Source organism: Acidovorax facilis, from assembly GCF_050626955.1.
In the GTDB taxonomy this organism is placed as follows: Bacteria; Pseudomonadota; Gammaproteobacteria; order Burkholderiales; family Burkholderiaceae_C; genus Acidovorax; species Acidovorax facilis.
Genome location: NZ_CP192460.1, coordinates 2,531,812 through 2,546,454, shown reverse-complemented (window position 1 = coordinate 2,546,454; position 14,643 = coordinate 2,531,812). Strand labels below are relative to the sequence as shown.

The following is a 14,643-nucleotide window of genomic DNA, read 5'->3' as shown; positions in this document are numbered from 1 at the left end:
CTACGCCCTGACGGACCGCCACGCTGCGTCCGCCAGCTCTGCTCGGTACGTGGTGGGCGAGGGCAGGCCGCCCTGGCCTGCATTGCCTGACAGCCACGCCCTGCAATAGCTCTGCACCGGCCCCATCACCAGCGACGGCATCAGCTCGCACGGCAGGTTGCGCAGCGCGCCCGATTGGCGGTGGGGCTCGAACCAGGCCACCAGCGCCTGGTTGCGGCGCCGCGCGGCTTCGGCAAGGTCGGGCGTGCGCTGGCCAGCGGCCACGGCGCCCCGGGACTGGAACATGAACCGGGCCCGCTCTGGCTGCGCCACCACCCAGTCCAGATAGCCGGTGACCAGGGCGTGCACGCCCGCCTCTACGCCCTGGGCGGCATCGAGCTGCGCCTGCACGCTGCGAGACTGGTCGTGAAAGATGTCAAAGAACAGCGCCGCCACGATGCCGTCGCGGTTGCCAAAGTGGTGATAAATGCTGCCCACGCTGGCCCCGCAGCGCGCACGCACGCCGTCGATGGTCACCGCGTCCACGCCCCCTTCGGCCGCGCAGGCCAGGGCGGCGTTCAGGATGTCCTGGCGGCGGTCGGTGGTTGCGTCGGCAGGGGATGAGGTGGGGGTCGGGGAATTGCGGCTTGCCATGGAACGGGATTCTAGAATAAAGTTCTAGAAAATACTTCTAGTCCACGATCCTTCCATGCATTCCTCTCCTATTGCCGCCCCTGCAGCCGCTGCCTCCATGCCCGGCACTGCCTTGTACCCGCACCTGCTTGCCCCGCTCGATCTGGGCTTCACCATCCTCAAGAATCGCGTGCTCATGGGCTCCATGCACACCGGGCTGGAGGACGGGCGCGACCTCTCGCGCATGGCGGCGTACTTCCGTGAGCGGGCCGAGGGTGATGTGGGGCTGATCGTGACGGGCGGCTTTGCGCCCAACATCGCGGGCTGGGCCAAGCCGTTTGCGGGCACGCTGGCGACCTCGGGCGCCGCCAAACGCCACCGCGTGGTGACAGACGCCGTGCACGGTGCGGGCGGCAAGATCGCGCTGCAGATCCTGCACACGGGGCGCTACGCCTACCATCCGCTGGCGGTGGCGCCCTCGCGGCTGCAGTCGCCCATCTCTCCGTTCACACCGTTCGCGCTGTCGGCGCGCGGGGTGGAGCGGCAAATTCGTGCGTTTGTGAACTGTGCCGTGAAAGCGCGCGAGGCGGGCTACGACGGCGTGGAGGTGATGGGATCGGAGGGCTATTTCATCAACCAGTTCCTGTCGCAAACCACCAACCTGCGCACCGACGCCTGGGGCGGCGACTACAGCCACCGCATGCGCCTGCCGGTGGAGATCCTGGCCCGCATGCGCGAGGCCGTTGGCAAGGACTTCATCATCATCTACCGCCTGTCGATGATCGACCTGGTGCCCGGCGGCAGTGCGTGGGACGAGATCGTCACCCTGGGCAAGGCCGTCGCTACGGGCGGGGCCAACATCGTCAACACCGGCATCGGCTGGCACGAGGCGCGGGTGCCCACTATTGCCACCAGCGTGCCGCGCGCAGCGTTTGCCTGGGTCACGCAGAAGATGAAGGCCGAGTTTGCGGCGGCGGGCATTGCCACGCCGCTGGTCACCTCCAACCGCATCAACACGCCCGAGGTGGCCGAGCAGGTGCTGGCCGATGGCTGCGCCGACATGGTGTCGATGGCGCGGCCACTGCTGGCTGATGCGGCGTTTGTGAAAAAGGCTGCGCAAGGCCGGGCAGACCGCATCAACACCTGCATCGCCTGCAACCAAGCCTGCCTGGACCACGTGTTCCAGAACAAGACCAGCAGCTGTCTGGTGAACCCGCGTGCCTGTCATGAGACCGAACTGGTGTACCACCCGGTGTCGTCGCGCAAGCGTGTGGCGGTGGTGGGCGCAGGGCCAGCAGGCCTGACCGCCGCCACAGTGGCCGCCGAACGCGGGCACGAGGTGCATCTGTTCGACGCCGCGCCCGCCATCGGTGGTCAGCTCAACATGGCCAAGGTGATTCCTGGCAAGGAAGAGTTCCACGAAATGCTGCGCTACCTGGCCGCGCGGGTGGAGGACACAGGCGTGCAATTGCACCTGAACCAGCGCGTGTTGGCCACCGACCTGGCGGGCTATGACGAAGTGGTGATTGCCACGGGTGTGGAGCCACGCGACCCGCAGATCCCCGGCCAGGACCACCCCAAGGTGCTGAGCTACATCGACGTGCTGCGCCATGGCAAGCCGGTGGGTGAGCGCGTGGCCATCATCGGCGCGGGCGGCATCGGCTTTGACGTGGCGGAATTCTTGACACATGGCGACCACCCTTCCACCACGCTCGATCTGGCCGCGTGGAAGGCCGAGTGGGGCATCACCGACCCGGCCGAGGCGCGCGGTGGTCTGGCGCCCAGCGGCCCGCGCGTCACGCCCCCCGCACGGCAGGTCACGCTGCTGCAGCGCAAGAAGGGCAAGCTGGGCGGCGGCCTGGGCAAGACCACGGGCTGGATCCACCGCACCGCGCTCAAGATGAAAGAGGTGCAGATGGTGAGCGGCGTGAACTACGAGCGCATTGCCGACGAAGGGCTGCTGGTGTCATACGGCGACAAGCGCGAAGACCCCACCTGGATTGCGTGCGACACCGTGGTGCTGTGCGCGGGGCAGGTGCCCCTCTTCAGCCTGGCGCAGGAACTGGAGGCTGCCGGCCGCGAGCCGCACCGAATTGGTGGCGCGCTGGAAGCGGGCGAGCTCGATGCCAAGCGTGCTATCGATCAGGCGGCGAGGCTGGCGGCGCGTTTGTGAGGTGAGTGCGGCCTGAATCTAAGAAAAATTGGCTGCTAGCGCTTGATAGGTAAGCGCTAGAAGCTATTATTTTGATAGTAAATGGCTGCTGCCTGGCTATACGCCTTGATGCGTGGCAGAGCCCTCCAGCGCGTTGAACACCCGCAGCGCTGCCCACGCATCGTTGGCCGCGTAGATTAGCTGGGCTTCGGTCAACCGGGCGTTAGCCCAGTTGGAGGTGGCGGCCTTTTTGGACTTGATGAAGCGCTGGTTGAACAGCACGGCCACGGCGCCTTTCACTCCCATGTCTTTGCGGTAACCACGCTGGCGGAACACGGTGTTGAGCTCCAGCACATCGGCTGGTTGCACGCCTAGTTTGTGCTGGATGCGTTTGGTGTCATCCCCCAGCCCAAAGCCCGCCTTGGTCACGCCGCGCAGGGCCAGGAGCTCGGCCACGCGGGCACGGCAACCGGGGTCGTGCAGCTGGAACACCCAGGCGGTTTCCAGCGTGGCCAGCTGCACGATGTGGGGCCCGTCGGACTGTTCACCCTGCACAAAGGTGGGTTTGGATTCGGTGTCGAACCCCCAGGCGCTGGCCGCTGCCAGAGCATCACAGGCCTTGTCGGCCTGTTCTGGGGTGGCAACGAGGCTGATGCGGTCCGTGCCCAGGCGCTCGAAAGGTTCCAGCAGGGCGATCTGGTCTTTGTCGGGGGTGCTGCGGTGGGCGGTGCGCGAAGGCGGGTGGGGGCGCTGGGAAGGGGGAGATACCGTCATGGACCCATTGTGCCGTGCCAGCTTGGGAACCCCGCTGTGCCCCGCGATGGGGGTACGGCGCGTCTACTGCAGCCACCGCTCTCAGCGCTTGCCCGCCTTGCGCAGGCGGGGCATGTCGGCAAGGTGGGCCAAGGCCTTTTCGCAGTCAGCCACCGTCAACGCCTCCCGTGCAGTCAGCCAGCCCATGCCAAACCAGGCCCGCGGGTCCATGGCAGCGATGTCGCTGTACAGCGCGCGGGCCACCCGTTCATCGCCCAGCCGGCCCAGAGCCGTCAGCGCAGGCTGCAGGCTGGCGAGGAACGATTCCCCCTCGGCGTCCAGTGCAGGCGCGACAAATTCCGTCAGGTAGCGCAAACGCTTCAAGCGCTTGCGCAGGCGGTGTTGTTCCTCCACCGGCAGGGCGGCAAAGTCTTGGGAGCCTTGGCGCACCTTGGCGTGCAGGCGGCGCAATCGCTTCTGCAGCAGGCGGCGGGTGTCCTTCGCGTCCAGGGCTTCTTCTGCGGCCGCCGGCGGGGCGTCCTCGCCCTGGGCCGTGAACGCCATGAGGGCGATCAACGCTGCCTGAAACGCTGGCATGCGCACGATGGCGGCGGCGGCGGATGGGGCGGGGGCGTGCCCCGCCGCCACAATCACATCCAGGGCAGGCGCACCCGCATCGCGCAGATCGGCAACGATGGACTGCAGGGCTTGCCCCTGGTCGCGCAGTTGGCCCAGGCGCTGGAACACCTCCACCAGCGGCGGCTCCCAGGCGGGGTCGAATGCGCCGGGTGCCAACGGCGCCAACTCGCGCAAGGCGGTGCGTAAGCGGCGGATGCCGATGCGCAACTGGTGCACATGCTCTTCATCGCCCCCGCCTTCGACGATCTCGCTGGCGTTGGCCAGGATCTGGTGGAGGCAATGGGCCACTGCCGCGCGCTGCAACGCGCGCCCGTTCAGGAAGTGCTTTGGGAGGCCACTGGCCTTCATCGGGGTGGCCTTGGTGGCGGGCCGTGCCCATTGCGGGGCCAGCAGACGCTCGCCTCGCTCAGCCTTGGACACCGTGCTCAGAAACAGCCCATGCCGTGTGGCCCACCGGGTGGCGATGGCCACCAGGCCCGCCAGCGGGCCGGCCTTGAGTTCCAGCTCCAGCTCGCAGATGCGGGCCTCTTTCTGCTGCGGCGTGCCGCGATGGGCGATGACCCGGCCGATGTCCAGAGCCAACTCCACCACACCGCCCTTGAAGGCGATGTCCCGTGTCACGCGGTCCATCTCGGTGCCGTAGGTTTCGGTCAGAGGGCCGCTGGCGGCCTGCAGAGCACCCAGCAGCCGTGTGCCCGCCACGGTGCCTGCGTGCAACTCAGGCTGGGGCTCTGGGGCGGGGCCTGTGGCGTGGCCCCGGTCCACGTTGTGCTCCTCGCGGTCCAGCGGTCCGTTGCCCAGGGCCTTGACGGTTTGCACCCACTGGTCGCCCTCGCGGCGCAGCCGAAAAGCAATGCCACGCGACGACAGCGCTGCATCGGGCGTATCGAAGTAGCGGGCCTCCATGCGGATGTGCGCGTGTGTGCCCCTGCGCGCGGCGGCCTGCACCGCAGCCAGGCGCTCTGGGGGGATGCAGAACTTGAACTCGATTTCCATGAAGACGGCGCCTGGTGGTGGGGGCGGCAGAGCCTGCCGGTAAAAGATTAATAGAAATCCCAGTGAATGATTTTAAAGGCGAAAACCATGAGTGCCAGATTATTGCTGCAAGGGTGCGGACGATGAAATCAGGCTCATGCCCAGCGGAGTGCCATTTTTATCGCGGATGGAGGTAATTGCCTTGAAAGCCGATGCCTGAACCCGGTCTGGTAATCGAACAAAATTGTTTTCATGGACGAGGGTATCGCCATTGAGAAACGACCAGATAATGAATTTGAGGGCCAGGGTGGTTTGCTCTGGGTTTTGAGTGACTTTGGGGAACACCACAAACGTGCCCATGGTGATGGGCCACACGGCTTTGCCGGGTTTTTGTGTCAGCGTATTGTGGAAGGCCCCGGTGGCTGGCCACTCGCTGTTGGCCAGTGCGGATTTGAAAGCGTCGATGGAGGGTTTCACAAAAACACCCTCGGCATTTTTCATCTGCACCGATGCCAGGCCATATTCGGCCACATACCCAAAATCCACATAGCCGATGGCACCCGCCGTGTCGCGCACACCCTTGGCCACCCCATCGCTCCCCTTGAACGCCAGAAATCCTTCGGGCCATTGGATGCTGGTCTTGGCACCGTGGGAAGCCTTCCATTTCGGGCTGACCTTGCCCAGGTAATCGGCGAAGTTGTAGGTGGTGCCCGAGCCGTCGGCACGCACCACCACCTTGATGGGCAGGTCGGGCAGCGGAGTCTCGGGGTTCAGCGCGGTGATCTCGGGGGCATTCCAGCGGCTGATTTCACCCAGGAAGATGCGGCTGAGCACCTCGCCCGTCAGGCGCAGCTGTGCGTTTTGGACTTTGGGCAGGTTGACGATGGGGCTGATGCCGGTGATGGCCACGGGCAGTGCCAGCAAGCCGTGTTCGATGAGGTCCTTGTCAGGTGGGTAGACATCGGTGGCGCCGAAGCCCACGGCCTGTTGCTGGATCTTTTTCATGCCTGCGCTGGAGCCCACCGGGTCGTAGTCCACCCTGGAACCGGTGGCTCTGGCGTAGGCCTTGGCCCAGCTGCGGTAGATGGGGGCTGCGGCCGACGAGCCCGCGCCCGTTACGGCTTGTGCACTGGCCTGGTCCGCCTGTAGCAGTGCAAGTGCCAGCATGAATACGGCATAGATATATTTCATGGATTTTTGTATGTTGGTTTTAATTAATAAGGATGTGGCTGTGAAATTCTGACCATGAGCCTATGCCCGGGAGGGACATCGGAGTGATTTATGAAGTCTCAGCTTGTCAATGCGGCGCCGATTTTAACCACTGGAATGAATGGGGAATGTTTATCCCATCGTCATTATTTTGTCACTTGAAACAATTAGTATCAGCCGCGGCAGACGTGGGCCCTTGCTGGCAAGGCGTGCGCGCCAGCTGATGCGGTGGCAATGAACCCGGCTGCCCGCCCAGTGAACCTTCATGAGAGATTCAGATGCTTCAAAAAATCAAGATTGGCACCCGGCTGGCGCTGGCGTTTGCAGTGCTTTTGCTGCTGATTTCTGCACTGGCTGCGGGGGGCATCAGCGGTGCCAAGCGCCTGACCGAGCGCAGCGCGGCGCTGTATGGTGACCGCACGGTGCCCCTGGGCGTGCTGGCAGAGATCAGCCACCTGACGCAGCGCAACCGGGTGCTGGTGATGGACATGCTGATGGACCCGGGTACCAGCAACCTGCAGGCCAGCCACGCCGCGTTGACTGCCAACGTGGAGCGCATCCACACGCTGTGGACGGCGTATTCCGGCAAGGCGCTGGTTGCTGAGGAGCAAGGTCTGGCGCAGGCCTTTGCCGATGCCAATGCCACCTACCTGGACAAGGGTCTCATCCCGGCTGCCTCGGCATTGGTGGCAGGCAAGTACGACGATGGTTCCGAGCTTTATATCAACCAGATCCGCCCCAATGCGGCCAAGGTGCAGGACGCCATCGAGAAGCTGGTGGCCCTGCAGATCAACGTGGCGGCGGCAGAGTTTGCCGGCGCACGGGAGATGAGCAACACCATTCACTGGTGGATGCTGGCGGCCACCGGGCTGGCCCTGGTGGCGGGGGCTGCGATGGCGTGGGTCATCACCCGCTCCATCTCGCGCCCTTTGCGCCAGGCGGTGGTGCTGGCCCGCACGGTGGCGGGTGGCGATCTGAGCGCACAGATCGATGTGCGCGGCACGGATGAAACCGCAGAACTGCTGGGCGCCCTGCGGGAGATGAACCACCAGCTGGTGCGCGTGATCACCGAGGTGCGCTCCAGCACCGAAACGGTGGCACAGGAGGCCGTGCTGATTGCGGGCGGCACCGAAGACCTGGCGCGCCGTACCGAGGTGCAGGCGTCCAACCTGCAGGAGACGGCCGCCTCGATGGAGCAGCTCACCATCACCGTGCAACACAACACGGACAACGCCCACCGCGCCACCGAGCTGGCCCAAGAGGCCGCCAAGGTGGCCAACGAGGGCGGCAGTGTGATGCGCGACGTGATCACCACCATGCAGGAGATCAGCGTGCAGTCGCAAAAGGTCACCGACATCATCAAGGTGATTGATGACATCGCGTTCCAGACCAACCTGCTGGCCCTCAATGCGGCGGTGGAGGCGGCCCGCGCGGGTGAGCAGGGACGCGGCTTTGCCGTGGTGGCGGGCGAGGTGCGTGGACTGTCCCAGCGCAGCAGCACGGCCGCCCGCGAGATTCGGGGCCTGATTGCTGCCAGTGTGCGTGGTGTGGAGCGCGGGTCCACCCTGGTGGGCCAGGCGGGCGAGCGGGTGGCCAGCACCGTGCAGCGTGTGGACGAGGTGATGGAACTCATCAGCGAGATCAAGGATGCGGGGCAGGAGCAGGCCCGCGGCATTGCGCAGATCGGCGAAGCCGTGCGGCAGCTGGACGCCGCCACGCAGAAAAATGCCGCGCTGGTGGACGACAGTTCGTCGGCATCCACCGGCATGAAGAACCAGGTTAGGCGCCTGCTGGAGGTCGTTCACCAGTTCAGGCTGGCGCCTGACGGCGCTGGGGATGCCTTCGAAGGAGGCTACCGAGGTACGCAGCCACTGCCTGCCCTGCCAGCAAGGGCTTCATCCCCCAAGCAATTGTCCCTGGCACCCCGCTGACTGGACGCACAGGACCGGTGCGGTGCAGGTCATCAGATTCTTTTGCTATGGGGAAGATGCTCCATGAACCGCACAGACGTACTCATCGCCATTGCCGAGATTGCGCGGACGGGCGGTGCCTCTGCGCCCGAAGACGCCATCTCGCAGCTTGCCGTGATCATTGATGGCCTGGAGCTGTCGAGCAGCGGCTCTGAACAGGTGATGGAGATGCTGCTGCGGATTGCCGCCTGCCTGTGGAACCTGCAGCAGGAACGCATGCGTTGGTAAGGCGCAGCCGCAGATAGGTTATTCGGCTACTTGGCGATTCGGCTGTTCGCCCAAGGGTTCCAGCGAAGCGATCTGGTCGCGCCCCTGGTTTTTGGCCAGGTACAGAGCCTGGTCGGCGCGGTCGAGCATGTCGCGCAGGCTGCGGTCTGCCTGGCGGAAGGTGCTCAGGCCCAGGCTGGCTGTGATGCCGTAGGCGTGGCCTGCCTCGTCGCTCAGCTGCAGGGCGCGAACGCCATGCAGGATGCGTTTCGCCACTTCCAGGCCCTCGGCCATGCTGGTCAGCGGCAGCAGCACGCCAAACTCTTCGCCGCCCAGTCGGCCCACGGTGTCGCTGGCGCGCAGCTGGTTTTTGACGGCCTGCGCAAACGCCACCAGGGCGCGGTCGCCTTCAAGGTGGCCAAAACGGTCGTTGATGGATTTGAAATGGTCCAGGTCCAGCATCAGCAGCGTGAGCGGCTCGCCATTGCTGCGTGAATGGGCATACACCGACTCCGCACATTCCAGAAATGCGCGGCGGTTGGCCATGCCGGTGAGCATGTCGGTGGTGGCCAGGCGCTGCAGCTCGCGCTCCAGGTTCTTGCGCTGCGTCACGTCGCGGTAAATGCCCTCCACCCCTGCGAAATTGCCAGCATGGTCGTACAAGGCGTGGCTGCTGATGGAGATGTCGATCACGGTGCCGTCGCGCCTCACCATCTGGCCCGGAAAATCCGACACCTCGCCATGCTCCATGATGGCGGCCTTGAACGCGTCTCGGTCAGTGCTTTGCGGGTAGTACGACTCGGCCGTGCGGCCCTCGATTTCGTGGGGCTCGTAGCCCAGCACCCGGCGCACGCCAGGGCCCACATGTTGCACGATGCCCTGGGCATCGGTGCGGTAGTAGACGTCCTGCATGTTCTCAAAAAGGCGACGGAAGTTCTGCTCGCTCTCGCGCAGCTGGGCCTCGATCTCGCTCTGGTGGGTCATGTCCAGACCACACATCAGCACGGCGGGGGCTCCGTTCCACTCCACAGCCACGCTGCTGATGAGCACCATGCGCAGGTTGCCCTGCAGTGTGCGGATGCGAAATTCAGACGATTTGTTGGGCCGGCCGCCCTGTTCGGGCACAGCGACCTGCTGGATGCGGTTGGTAGAGCGCACCTGGTCCATGGGATGCACAAAATCGCCCGAGAGGCGGCCTATCAGGCTATCGGTGCTGGGCGCTTCCAGCAGCGCCATGCTGGCAGCGTTGGCAAAGCGGATGGCGCCCTCCTGCGTGACGAGCACGGCCGCTGGCAGTGTGTGCAGCAGACTGAGGTCGTGGAACATCGGGCTTGGCGGTAACCAAAAGTAATGCACCATTGTGGCACTGGGGTGCCCGGCTGGGAATCCATATCTGTCACAGGCGGTACCATCACCCATGAGAAAAACTTTCCAACTCCATGTTGAAGGCAAGAACCGGGACCGCGTTCTGGATGCCGTCAAGCACGAAATCCGCAAGTACATCAAGCGCGAACGGCGCCGCGACCTGCCCGAAGGCGCTGATTTTTGGGACTTTGACTGCCAGTTTGGTCGCACCAAGGAAGACGCCACCGTGGCGCACCTGTCGGCCTTGACCGGGCTGATCAACGGTGTGGCCGCTGAGGGCGGCGCGCAGTTCTATGTCGAGATCCTGGCGAAACCCGCCAAGCGCACGCCACGGGCGCCGGGCGAGCCGCAAGGCGCTGATGAGGATGGTATGGACGAGGGCGACGAAGAGGTCTGAAACTCAGGCTGCTTGGGCGGCCGCCCTTCACGGCGCTTCCAAAGGCTCCTTTCAGGAGCCTTTTTTGTGGGCGGCGGGGGGCGCTTCGGTAACTGCAGCCGCTGCTGCGCGCAGCTTGTCCTTTTTGCTGGGCCGCTTGCCCTTGATGCCGCCGGTGCCCTGGGGATCTGCGGATGACGCGGGCGCAGGGGCCTCGGTGGGTTCAAAACCCGCAATGTGTTCGCGCGGGATGGTGAGGTGCTGACGTTTTTCGATGAGGCGGAAATGTGCTTCGGCATCGGCCGTCACAAAGCTCACGGCCACACCGCTTTCGCCCGCGCGGCCCGTGCGGCCGATGCGGTGCACATAGTCCACGGCCGAGCGTGGCAGGTCGTAATTGACCACCGCAGGCAACTGCGCAATGTCGATGCCGCGTGCGGCCAGGTCGGTGGTCACCACCACCTGCCAGCGTTCATCCTTGAACTCCTGCAGCACCTGTTTGCGCGCGCCCTGGCTCAGGCCGCCGTGGAAGGGCGTGGCAAAGATACCCGCTTTGTAGAGCTTTTCGGCCACATGCTCGGCAGCGTATTGCGTGGCCACAAACACCAGCACGCGCGACCAGTTGTGTTCCTTGACCAGATGGCGCAGCAGTTGGGTGCGGCGCACGGCGTCCACCGCAATGGCCCGTTGCTCGATGGCCGGTTCGTTGCCCGGCGTGTGGGGCACCTCCACGCGCAACGGGTTGTTCAGCAGGCCATCGGCCAGCGCTTGCACGGCGGCAGGGAAGGTGGCCGAGAAGAACAGGTTCTGCCGCTGCGCAGGCAGCAGCGCCAGCACGCGCTGCAGTTCTTCGGCAAAGCCCAGGTCCAGCAGGCGGTCGGCCTCGTCCAGCACCAGGTGCGCCACGGCCGACAGGCGCAGCGCTTTGTGGTCTACCAGGTCCAGCAGGCGGCCCGGCGTGGCCACCACAATGTCTGCGCCGCCACGCAGGCCCAGCATTTGCGGGTTGATCGAGACGCCGCCGAACACAATGGCCACTTTCAGCGGCTGCTGCAGGTGCTGTGCCAGGCTGCGCAGCACCTCGCCCACCTGGGCGGCCAGCTCGCGCGTGGGCACCAGCACCAGGGCGCGCACCCGGCGTGGGCCGCCGGTGGCGCTCAGCTGCAGCTGCTGCAGCAAGGGCAGGGCAAAAGCGGCTGTCTTGCCCGAACCCGTCTGGGCGGCTCCCAGCAGATCAGCCCCCTGCAGGATGGCCGGGATGGCCCCCGCCTGGATGGGCGTGGGCGCTACAAAACCCGCTTTTTCTGCAGCGTGGACAAGGGCAGGGGACAAACCGAGGGAGGCAAAGGGCATGGAGGCAGCGCTGGGGCGGCGTTGAAAGGGGGACGCACAACAGCGCGATTGGGGGGAAAGGGATGGGGCGATTGTCGCCGCAGTTGCTGCCTAAGCCCCTGCACGCGCGTCAGGCAGTCAAGGCCGTGCGCCGCTGAGCCTGGCTGCGCGCGCCATCACCCTGATAATTGGGCCACCGGCGGTTCGCCGGTTTTTCCTTTATTTCCCAAGCACCATGGCCCTCACCCTTGACTCCTCTGCCATCACCCACGGCATCCAGCTGGCGGTGGCCCCCGTGTTTTTGCTCACGGCCGTGTCCGGCATGATTGGCGCTGTGGCGGGCCGGTTGGCCCGCATCATCGACCGGGCCCGCGTGGTGGAAGACCGCGCCCGCGCCAACACTGAGCCCGAGTTTCTGGCCCGCGCCTACAACGAACTGGCCGACCTGCGGCTGCGTGGGCGGCTGGCCAATGGCTGCATCGGGCTGCTCACGTTCTGTGCGTTCCTGATCGGCATCACCATCATCCTGCTGTTCCTCGGCGAGACCACCAACTTCCAGTCCAACCGCTTGGCCGTGGCGGGTTTTCTGGCGGGGGTGGCGTCGTTTTTGCTGGCGCTGGTGTGTTTTCTGACCGAGACCATGCTGGCCACCCGGCTGCTCAACTTTCACATGCTGCAGCAAGAGGTGGAAGGAAAAAAGCCATGAAGTCGTTGGCTGACCTGGGCGGCCTGGTGTATTCCACCGAGTCCGGCCGCATGTGCCCCGACTGCCGCCAGCCCGTGGCGCAGTGCACCTGCAAGCAGAACAAGCCTTTGCCCACCGGCGACGGCATCGTGCGCGTATCCCGTGAAACCAAAGGCCGGGGCGGCAAGGCTGTGACCCTGGTCAAGGGCGTGCTGGTGGACGCGGCCGCACTGGAACAGCTGGGCAAGCAGCTCAAAGCCGCTTGCGGCAGCGGTGGCACGGTGAAGGACGGCGTGATCGAAGTGCAGGGCGACCATGTGGAGCGCGTGATGGCCGCACTGCAAAAGCTGGGCCACAAGGTCAAGCGCTCCGGCGGCTGAGGAGGGCTGTCCGATGGACTCGGAAAAATTGCAGCGCCTGGTCACCACCGAGATGCCCTACGGCAAATACAAAGGCACGTTGCTGGCCGATCTGCCCGGCAACTACCTGAACTGGTTTGCGCGCGAGGGCTTCCCCAAAGGCGAGCTGGGGCAATTGCTGGCGCTGATGCACGAGATTGACCACAATGGGCTGTCGGATCTGCTCAAGCCGTTGCGAGGGGCCGGTGCTGCAGAGGCCTGATCCGCAAGTCACCTGCTATGCCCGGTTGATCCGGGTGCTTGTGCCTTGTCGGGCGTCGGCCACAGGCCACTGGAGCGCCACAGCATGGTGACGATCATCGCCAGCGCAATCAGCAGCGGGCGCACCACGCCGGCGTCCAGCTGCCCGTTGGTCGCGGCCTGCAAAGGGCCGACCACATAGCGCAGCATTTCGGGCAGGGCCGCGAGCAGCACTGCGCCCAACACCACGCCCGGGATATGGCCCATGCCCCCAAACACCACCATGGCCACGATGAGCACGGACTCGTTCAGGCTGAAGGCTTCGGGCGAAACAAAGCCCTGGAAAGCAGCAAACATGGCACCGGTGATTCCGCCAAAGCTGGCCCCCACGCCAAAAGCCAGCAGCTTGAGATTGCGGGTATTGATGCCCATGGACCGCGCGGCAGTCTCGTCGTCGCGGATGGCCATCCAAGCGCGGCCAATGCGTGAATCCTGAAGGCGCTTGCAAATCACGATGGTGATCAGCACCAGAGTCAGGAACAGGTAGTAGTAGAGGGTGACGGAGGCTACTTCGTGGCCTGCCACGACCAGGGGCTGGCCCAGGTCCACTCCCAGGATGCGGACCGGGTCAATCAGCCCCAGGCCCTGGGCGCCGTGGGTGATGTTGACCGGGTGGCCCAGGTTGATGACCAGCAGGCGCACGATCTCGCCAAAGCCCAGCGTGACCACCGCCAGGTAGTCACCGCGCAGCCTCAGCGTGGGCGCCCCCAGCAGTATGCCCAGGATGGCGGCCAGCGCCGCGCCCAGCGGGATGGTCACCCACCAGGGGGTGTGCAGCCCGTTCGGGAACAGCGCCGCGATCCAGGCAAAGTGGTCGGTCAGGTGCGGTGAGGTCAGCAACGCGAACAGGTAGGCGCCCAGGGCGTAGAAGGCGACGTAGCCCAGGTCCAGCAGGCCCGCATAGCCCACCACGACGTTCAGGCCCAGCGCCAGCATCACGTACAGCAGGCTGGTGTCTGCGACACGCACCCAGTGGTGTCCGAGGCTTTGCAGCACCAGGGGCAGCAGGAGCAGTATGGCTGCCAGGCCTGCGCGCCTGGCATGCCGTGCGGAGAGCGTTTTCATGGGCAAGGATGGGTGATGGCGCGGTGCATGAAGCGCCATTGGCCCTGCAGCGCGGCGGGCACCTCGGTGCCTTCGTAGGCCGCACAGTCGGTAAAGCCGTGGGCTTCGTACAGACAGTGCGCAGCCTGCATGAACAAGGCGGTGTCCAGGCAGATGCGGGTGTATCCCCAAAGACGGGCGTCGGCGAGCAGCCTGCGCAGTGCGGACGACCCGAGCTGCATGCCCCGGTAGGCAGGGCGGACATACAGGCGCTTGATCTCGGCGGTGTTGCCGCCCAGGCTACGTAGGCCACACATGCCGGCGGCTTCGCCATCGACCTCCATCAGATAGAAAACGCTGCCCGGTGTGCGCCCGGCGCAGAGCGCCTGAATCACGTCGGCGTTGCCTTCAGTGTGGGGCTGTCCCGCATCGCGGGTGGGAAGGGCGGAAAAGCTCCGCGCCATCTCGCCGTATACCCAGGCCAGGTATTCAGCTTGCAGGCCAAGCAGCGAATCGTGGACAGCACAGGGACTGCCGACTGCGGCGCGAATGAACAACGGAGTGGGCATGGTGCGGGTTTTGTGGACTTGGCAAAGGTTAAACTGGCCTGAATGGTGGAAAAAGTAACTCCCATTCCTTTCATTGCGGACCAAATCGCTTGAATT

Annotated in this window: 15 protein-coding genes; 7 read left to right on the top strand and 8 right to left on the bottom strand. The window is 65.1% G+C overall.

What is annotated here, in order from left to right; translation table 11 throughout:
* Positions 1-633 carry a TetR/AcrR family transcriptional regulator gene (locus ACQ4MJ_RS11495; protein WP_431152594.1) on the bottom strand — a complete coding sequence of 211 codons (633 nt, stop codon included), beginning with the start codon at positions 631-633 and terminating at the stop codon, positions 1-3.
* Positions 634-730: 97 nt separating this feature from the next.
* On the opposite strand from ACQ4MJ_RS11495, the gene ACQ4MJ_RS11490 reads away from it, so the two are divergent.
* A complete protein-coding gene (locus ACQ4MJ_RS11490; RefSeq protein WP_431153078.1) occupies positions 731-2,785 on the top strand; it encodes an FAD-dependent oxidoreductase in 2,055 nt (684 codons plus the stop codon).
* A 96-nt stretch (positions 2,786-2,881) separates the two neighbouring features.
* Here the strand turns inward: ACQ4MJ_RS11490 and ACQ4MJ_RS11485 are convergent, their stop codons facing one another.
* The 3 genes from ACQ4MJ_RS11485 to pstS form a co-directional block, all read right to left on the bottom strand.
* Positions 2,882-3,538, bottom strand: a complete 657-nt coding sequence (locus ACQ4MJ_RS11485; protein ID WP_431152595.1) for a 3'-5' exonuclease — start codon at positions 3,536-3,538, stop codon at positions 2,882-2,884.
* An 81-nt stretch (positions 3,539-3,619) separates the two neighbouring features.
* On the bottom strand, positions 3,620-5,152 hold the full coding sequence (locus tag ACQ4MJ_RS11480) for a CYTH and CHAD domain-containing protein (RefSeq protein WP_431152596.1): 1,533 nt from the start codon (positions 5,150-5,152) through the stop codon (positions 3,620-3,622).
* Between the two features lie 99 nt (positions 5,153-5,251).
* Positions 5,252-6,322, bottom strand: coding sequence for a phosphate ABC transporter substrate-binding protein PstS (gene pstS, locus ACQ4MJ_RS11475; protein WP_431152597.1), 1,071 nt, complete (start codon positions 6,320-6,322; stop codon positions 5,252-5,254).
* Positions 6,323-6,618: 296 nt separating this feature from the next.
* On the opposite strand from pstS, the gene ACQ4MJ_RS11470 reads away from it, so the two are divergent.
* On the top strand, positions 6,619-8,271 hold the full coding sequence (locus ACQ4MJ_RS11470; protein WP_055402286.1) for a methyl-accepting chemotaxis protein: 1,653 nt from the start codon (positions 6,619-6,621) through the stop codon (positions 8,269-8,271).
* Between the two features lie 63 nt (positions 8,272-8,334).
* Complete coding sequence (locus tag ACQ4MJ_RS11465) at positions 8,335-8,538, top strand: hypothetical protein (protein ID WP_055402288.1); 204 nt, start codon at positions 8,335-8,337, stop codon at positions 8,536-8,538.
* A gap of 18 nt (positions 8,539-8,556) precedes the next feature.
* On the opposite strand, the gene ACQ4MJ_RS11460 is transcribed toward ACQ4MJ_RS11465, so the two are convergent.
* Entirely contained in the window at positions 8,557-9,843 is a 1,287-nt protein-coding gene (locus ACQ4MJ_RS11460) for a sensor domain-containing diguanylate cyclase (RefSeq protein ID WP_228894632.1), read from the bottom strand.
* A gap of 91 nt (positions 9,844-9,934) precedes the next feature.
* On the opposite strand from ACQ4MJ_RS11460, the gene ACQ4MJ_RS11455 reads away from it, so the two are divergent.
* Positions 9,935-10,279, top strand: coding sequence for a DUF6172 family protein (locus tag ACQ4MJ_RS11455; protein WP_431152598.1), 345 nt, complete (start codon positions 9,935-9,937; stop codon positions 10,277-10,279).
* 51 nt (positions 10,280-10,330) lie between these two features.
* Here ACQ4MJ_RS11455 and ACQ4MJ_RS11450 read toward each other — a convergent pair whose 3' ends face one another.
* Complete coding sequence (locus tag ACQ4MJ_RS11450) at positions 10,331-11,611, bottom strand: DEAD/DEAH box helicase (RefSeq protein ID WP_121506891.1); 1,281 nt, start codon at positions 11,609-11,611, stop codon at positions 10,331-10,333.
* Positions 11,612-11,825: 214 nt separating this feature from the next.
* Between ACQ4MJ_RS11450 and ACQ4MJ_RS11445 the strand changes: the two genes are divergently transcribed.
* Genes ACQ4MJ_RS11445 through ACQ4MJ_RS11435 form a run of 3 tightly spaced genes read left to right on the top strand, consistent with a single transcriptional unit; the run spans position 11,826 to position 12,896 of the window.
* Entirely contained in the window at positions 11,826-12,296 is a 471-nt protein-coding gene (locus ACQ4MJ_RS11445; protein WP_121506890.1) for a DUF2721 domain-containing protein, read from the top strand.
* A complete protein-coding gene (locus tag ACQ4MJ_RS11440) occupies positions 12,293-12,655 on the top strand; it encodes a translation initiation factor Sui1 (protein ID WP_431152599.1) in 363 nt (120 codons plus the stop codon). The genes ACQ4MJ_RS11445 and ACQ4MJ_RS11440 overlap by 4 nt, the downstream gene beginning before the upstream one ends.
* Before the next feature lie 13 nt (positions 12,656-12,668).
* On the top strand, positions 12,669-12,896 hold the full coding sequence (locus tag ACQ4MJ_RS11435; protein ID WP_431152600.1) for a DUF3820 family protein: 228 nt from the start codon (positions 12,669-12,671) through the stop codon (positions 12,894-12,896).
* An 8-nt stretch (positions 12,897-12,904) separates the two neighbouring features.
* On the opposite strand, the gene ACQ4MJ_RS11430 is transcribed toward ACQ4MJ_RS11435, so the two are convergent.
* Together ACQ4MJ_RS11430 and ACQ4MJ_RS11425 are read right to left on the bottom strand one after the other, a co-directional pair.
* Positions 12,905-13,999, bottom strand: a complete 1,095-nt coding sequence (locus ACQ4MJ_RS11430; RefSeq protein WP_431152601.1) for a branched-chain amino acid ABC transporter permease — start codon at positions 13,997-13,999, stop codon at positions 12,905-12,907.
* Positions 13,996-14,547 carry a GNAT family N-acetyltransferase gene (locus ACQ4MJ_RS11425; RefSeq protein WP_199731165.1) on the bottom strand — a complete coding sequence of 184 codons (552 nt, stop codon included), beginning with the start codon at positions 14,545-14,547 and terminating at the stop codon, positions 13,996-13,998. The genes ACQ4MJ_RS11430 and ACQ4MJ_RS11425 overlap by 4 nt, the downstream gene beginning before the upstream one ends.
* Positions 14,548-14,643: the final 96 nt, after the last annotated feature.

Excerpts from the sequence above, each read along its gene's own strand:
- ACQ4MJ_RS11495 (WP_431152594.1), bottom strand. The coding sequence starts at position 633 with ATGGCAAGCCGCAATTCCCCGACCCCCACCTCATCCCCTGCCGACGCA.
- ACQ4MJ_RS11490 (WP_431153078.1), top strand. The coding sequence starts at position 731 with ATGCCCGGCACTGCCTTGTACCCGCACCTGCTTGCCCCGCTCGATCTG.
- ACQ4MJ_RS11485 (WP_431152595.1), bottom strand. The coding sequence starts at position 3,538 with ATGACGGTATCTCCCCCTTCCCAGCGCCCCCACCCGCCTTCGCGCACC.
- ACQ4MJ_RS11480 (WP_431152596.1), bottom strand. The coding sequence starts at position 5,152 with ATGGAAATCGAGTTCAAGTTCTGCATCCCCCCAGAGCGCCTGGCTGCG.
- pstS (WP_431152597.1), bottom strand. The coding sequence starts at position 6,322 with ATGAAATATATCTATGCCGTATTCATGCTGGCACTTGCACTGCTACAG.
- ACQ4MJ_RS11470 (WP_055402286.1), top strand. The coding sequence starts at position 6,619 with ATGCTTCAAAAAATCAAGATTGGCACCCGGCTGGCGCTGGCGTTTGCA.
- ACQ4MJ_RS11465 (WP_055402288.1), top strand. The coding sequence starts at position 8,335 with ATGAACCGCACAGACGTACTCATCGCCATTGCCGAGATTGCGCGGACG.
- ACQ4MJ_RS11460 (WP_228894632.1), bottom strand. The coding sequence starts at position 9,843 with ATGTTCCACGACCTCAGTCTGCTGCACACACTGCCAGCGGCCGTGCTC.
- ACQ4MJ_RS11455 (WP_431152598.1), top strand. The coding sequence starts at position 9,935 with ATGAGAAAAACTTTCCAACTCCATGTTGAAGGCAAGAACCGGGACCGC.
- ACQ4MJ_RS11450 (WP_121506891.1), bottom strand. The coding sequence starts at position 11,611 with ATGCCCTTTGCCTCCCTCGGTTTGTCCCCTGCCCTTGTCCACGCTGCA.
- ACQ4MJ_RS11445 (WP_121506890.1), top strand. The coding sequence starts at position 11,826 with ATGGCCCTCACCCTTGACTCCTCTGCCATCACCCACGGCATCCAGCTG.
- ACQ4MJ_RS11440 (WP_431152599.1), top strand. The coding sequence starts at position 12,293 with ATGAAGTCGTTGGCTGACCTGGGCGGCCTGGTGTATTCCACCGAGTCC.
- ACQ4MJ_RS11435 (WP_431152600.1), top strand. The coding sequence starts at position 12,669 with ATGGACTCGGAAAAATTGCAGCGCCTGGTCACCACCGAGATGCCCTAC.
- ACQ4MJ_RS11430 (WP_431152601.1), bottom strand. The coding sequence starts at position 13,999 with ATGAAAACGCTCTCCGCACGGCATGCCAGGCGCGCAGGCCTGGCAGCC.
- ACQ4MJ_RS11425 (WP_199731165.1), bottom strand. The coding sequence starts at position 14,547 with ATGCCCACTCCGTTGTTCATTCGCGCCGCAGTCGGCAGTCCCTGTGCT.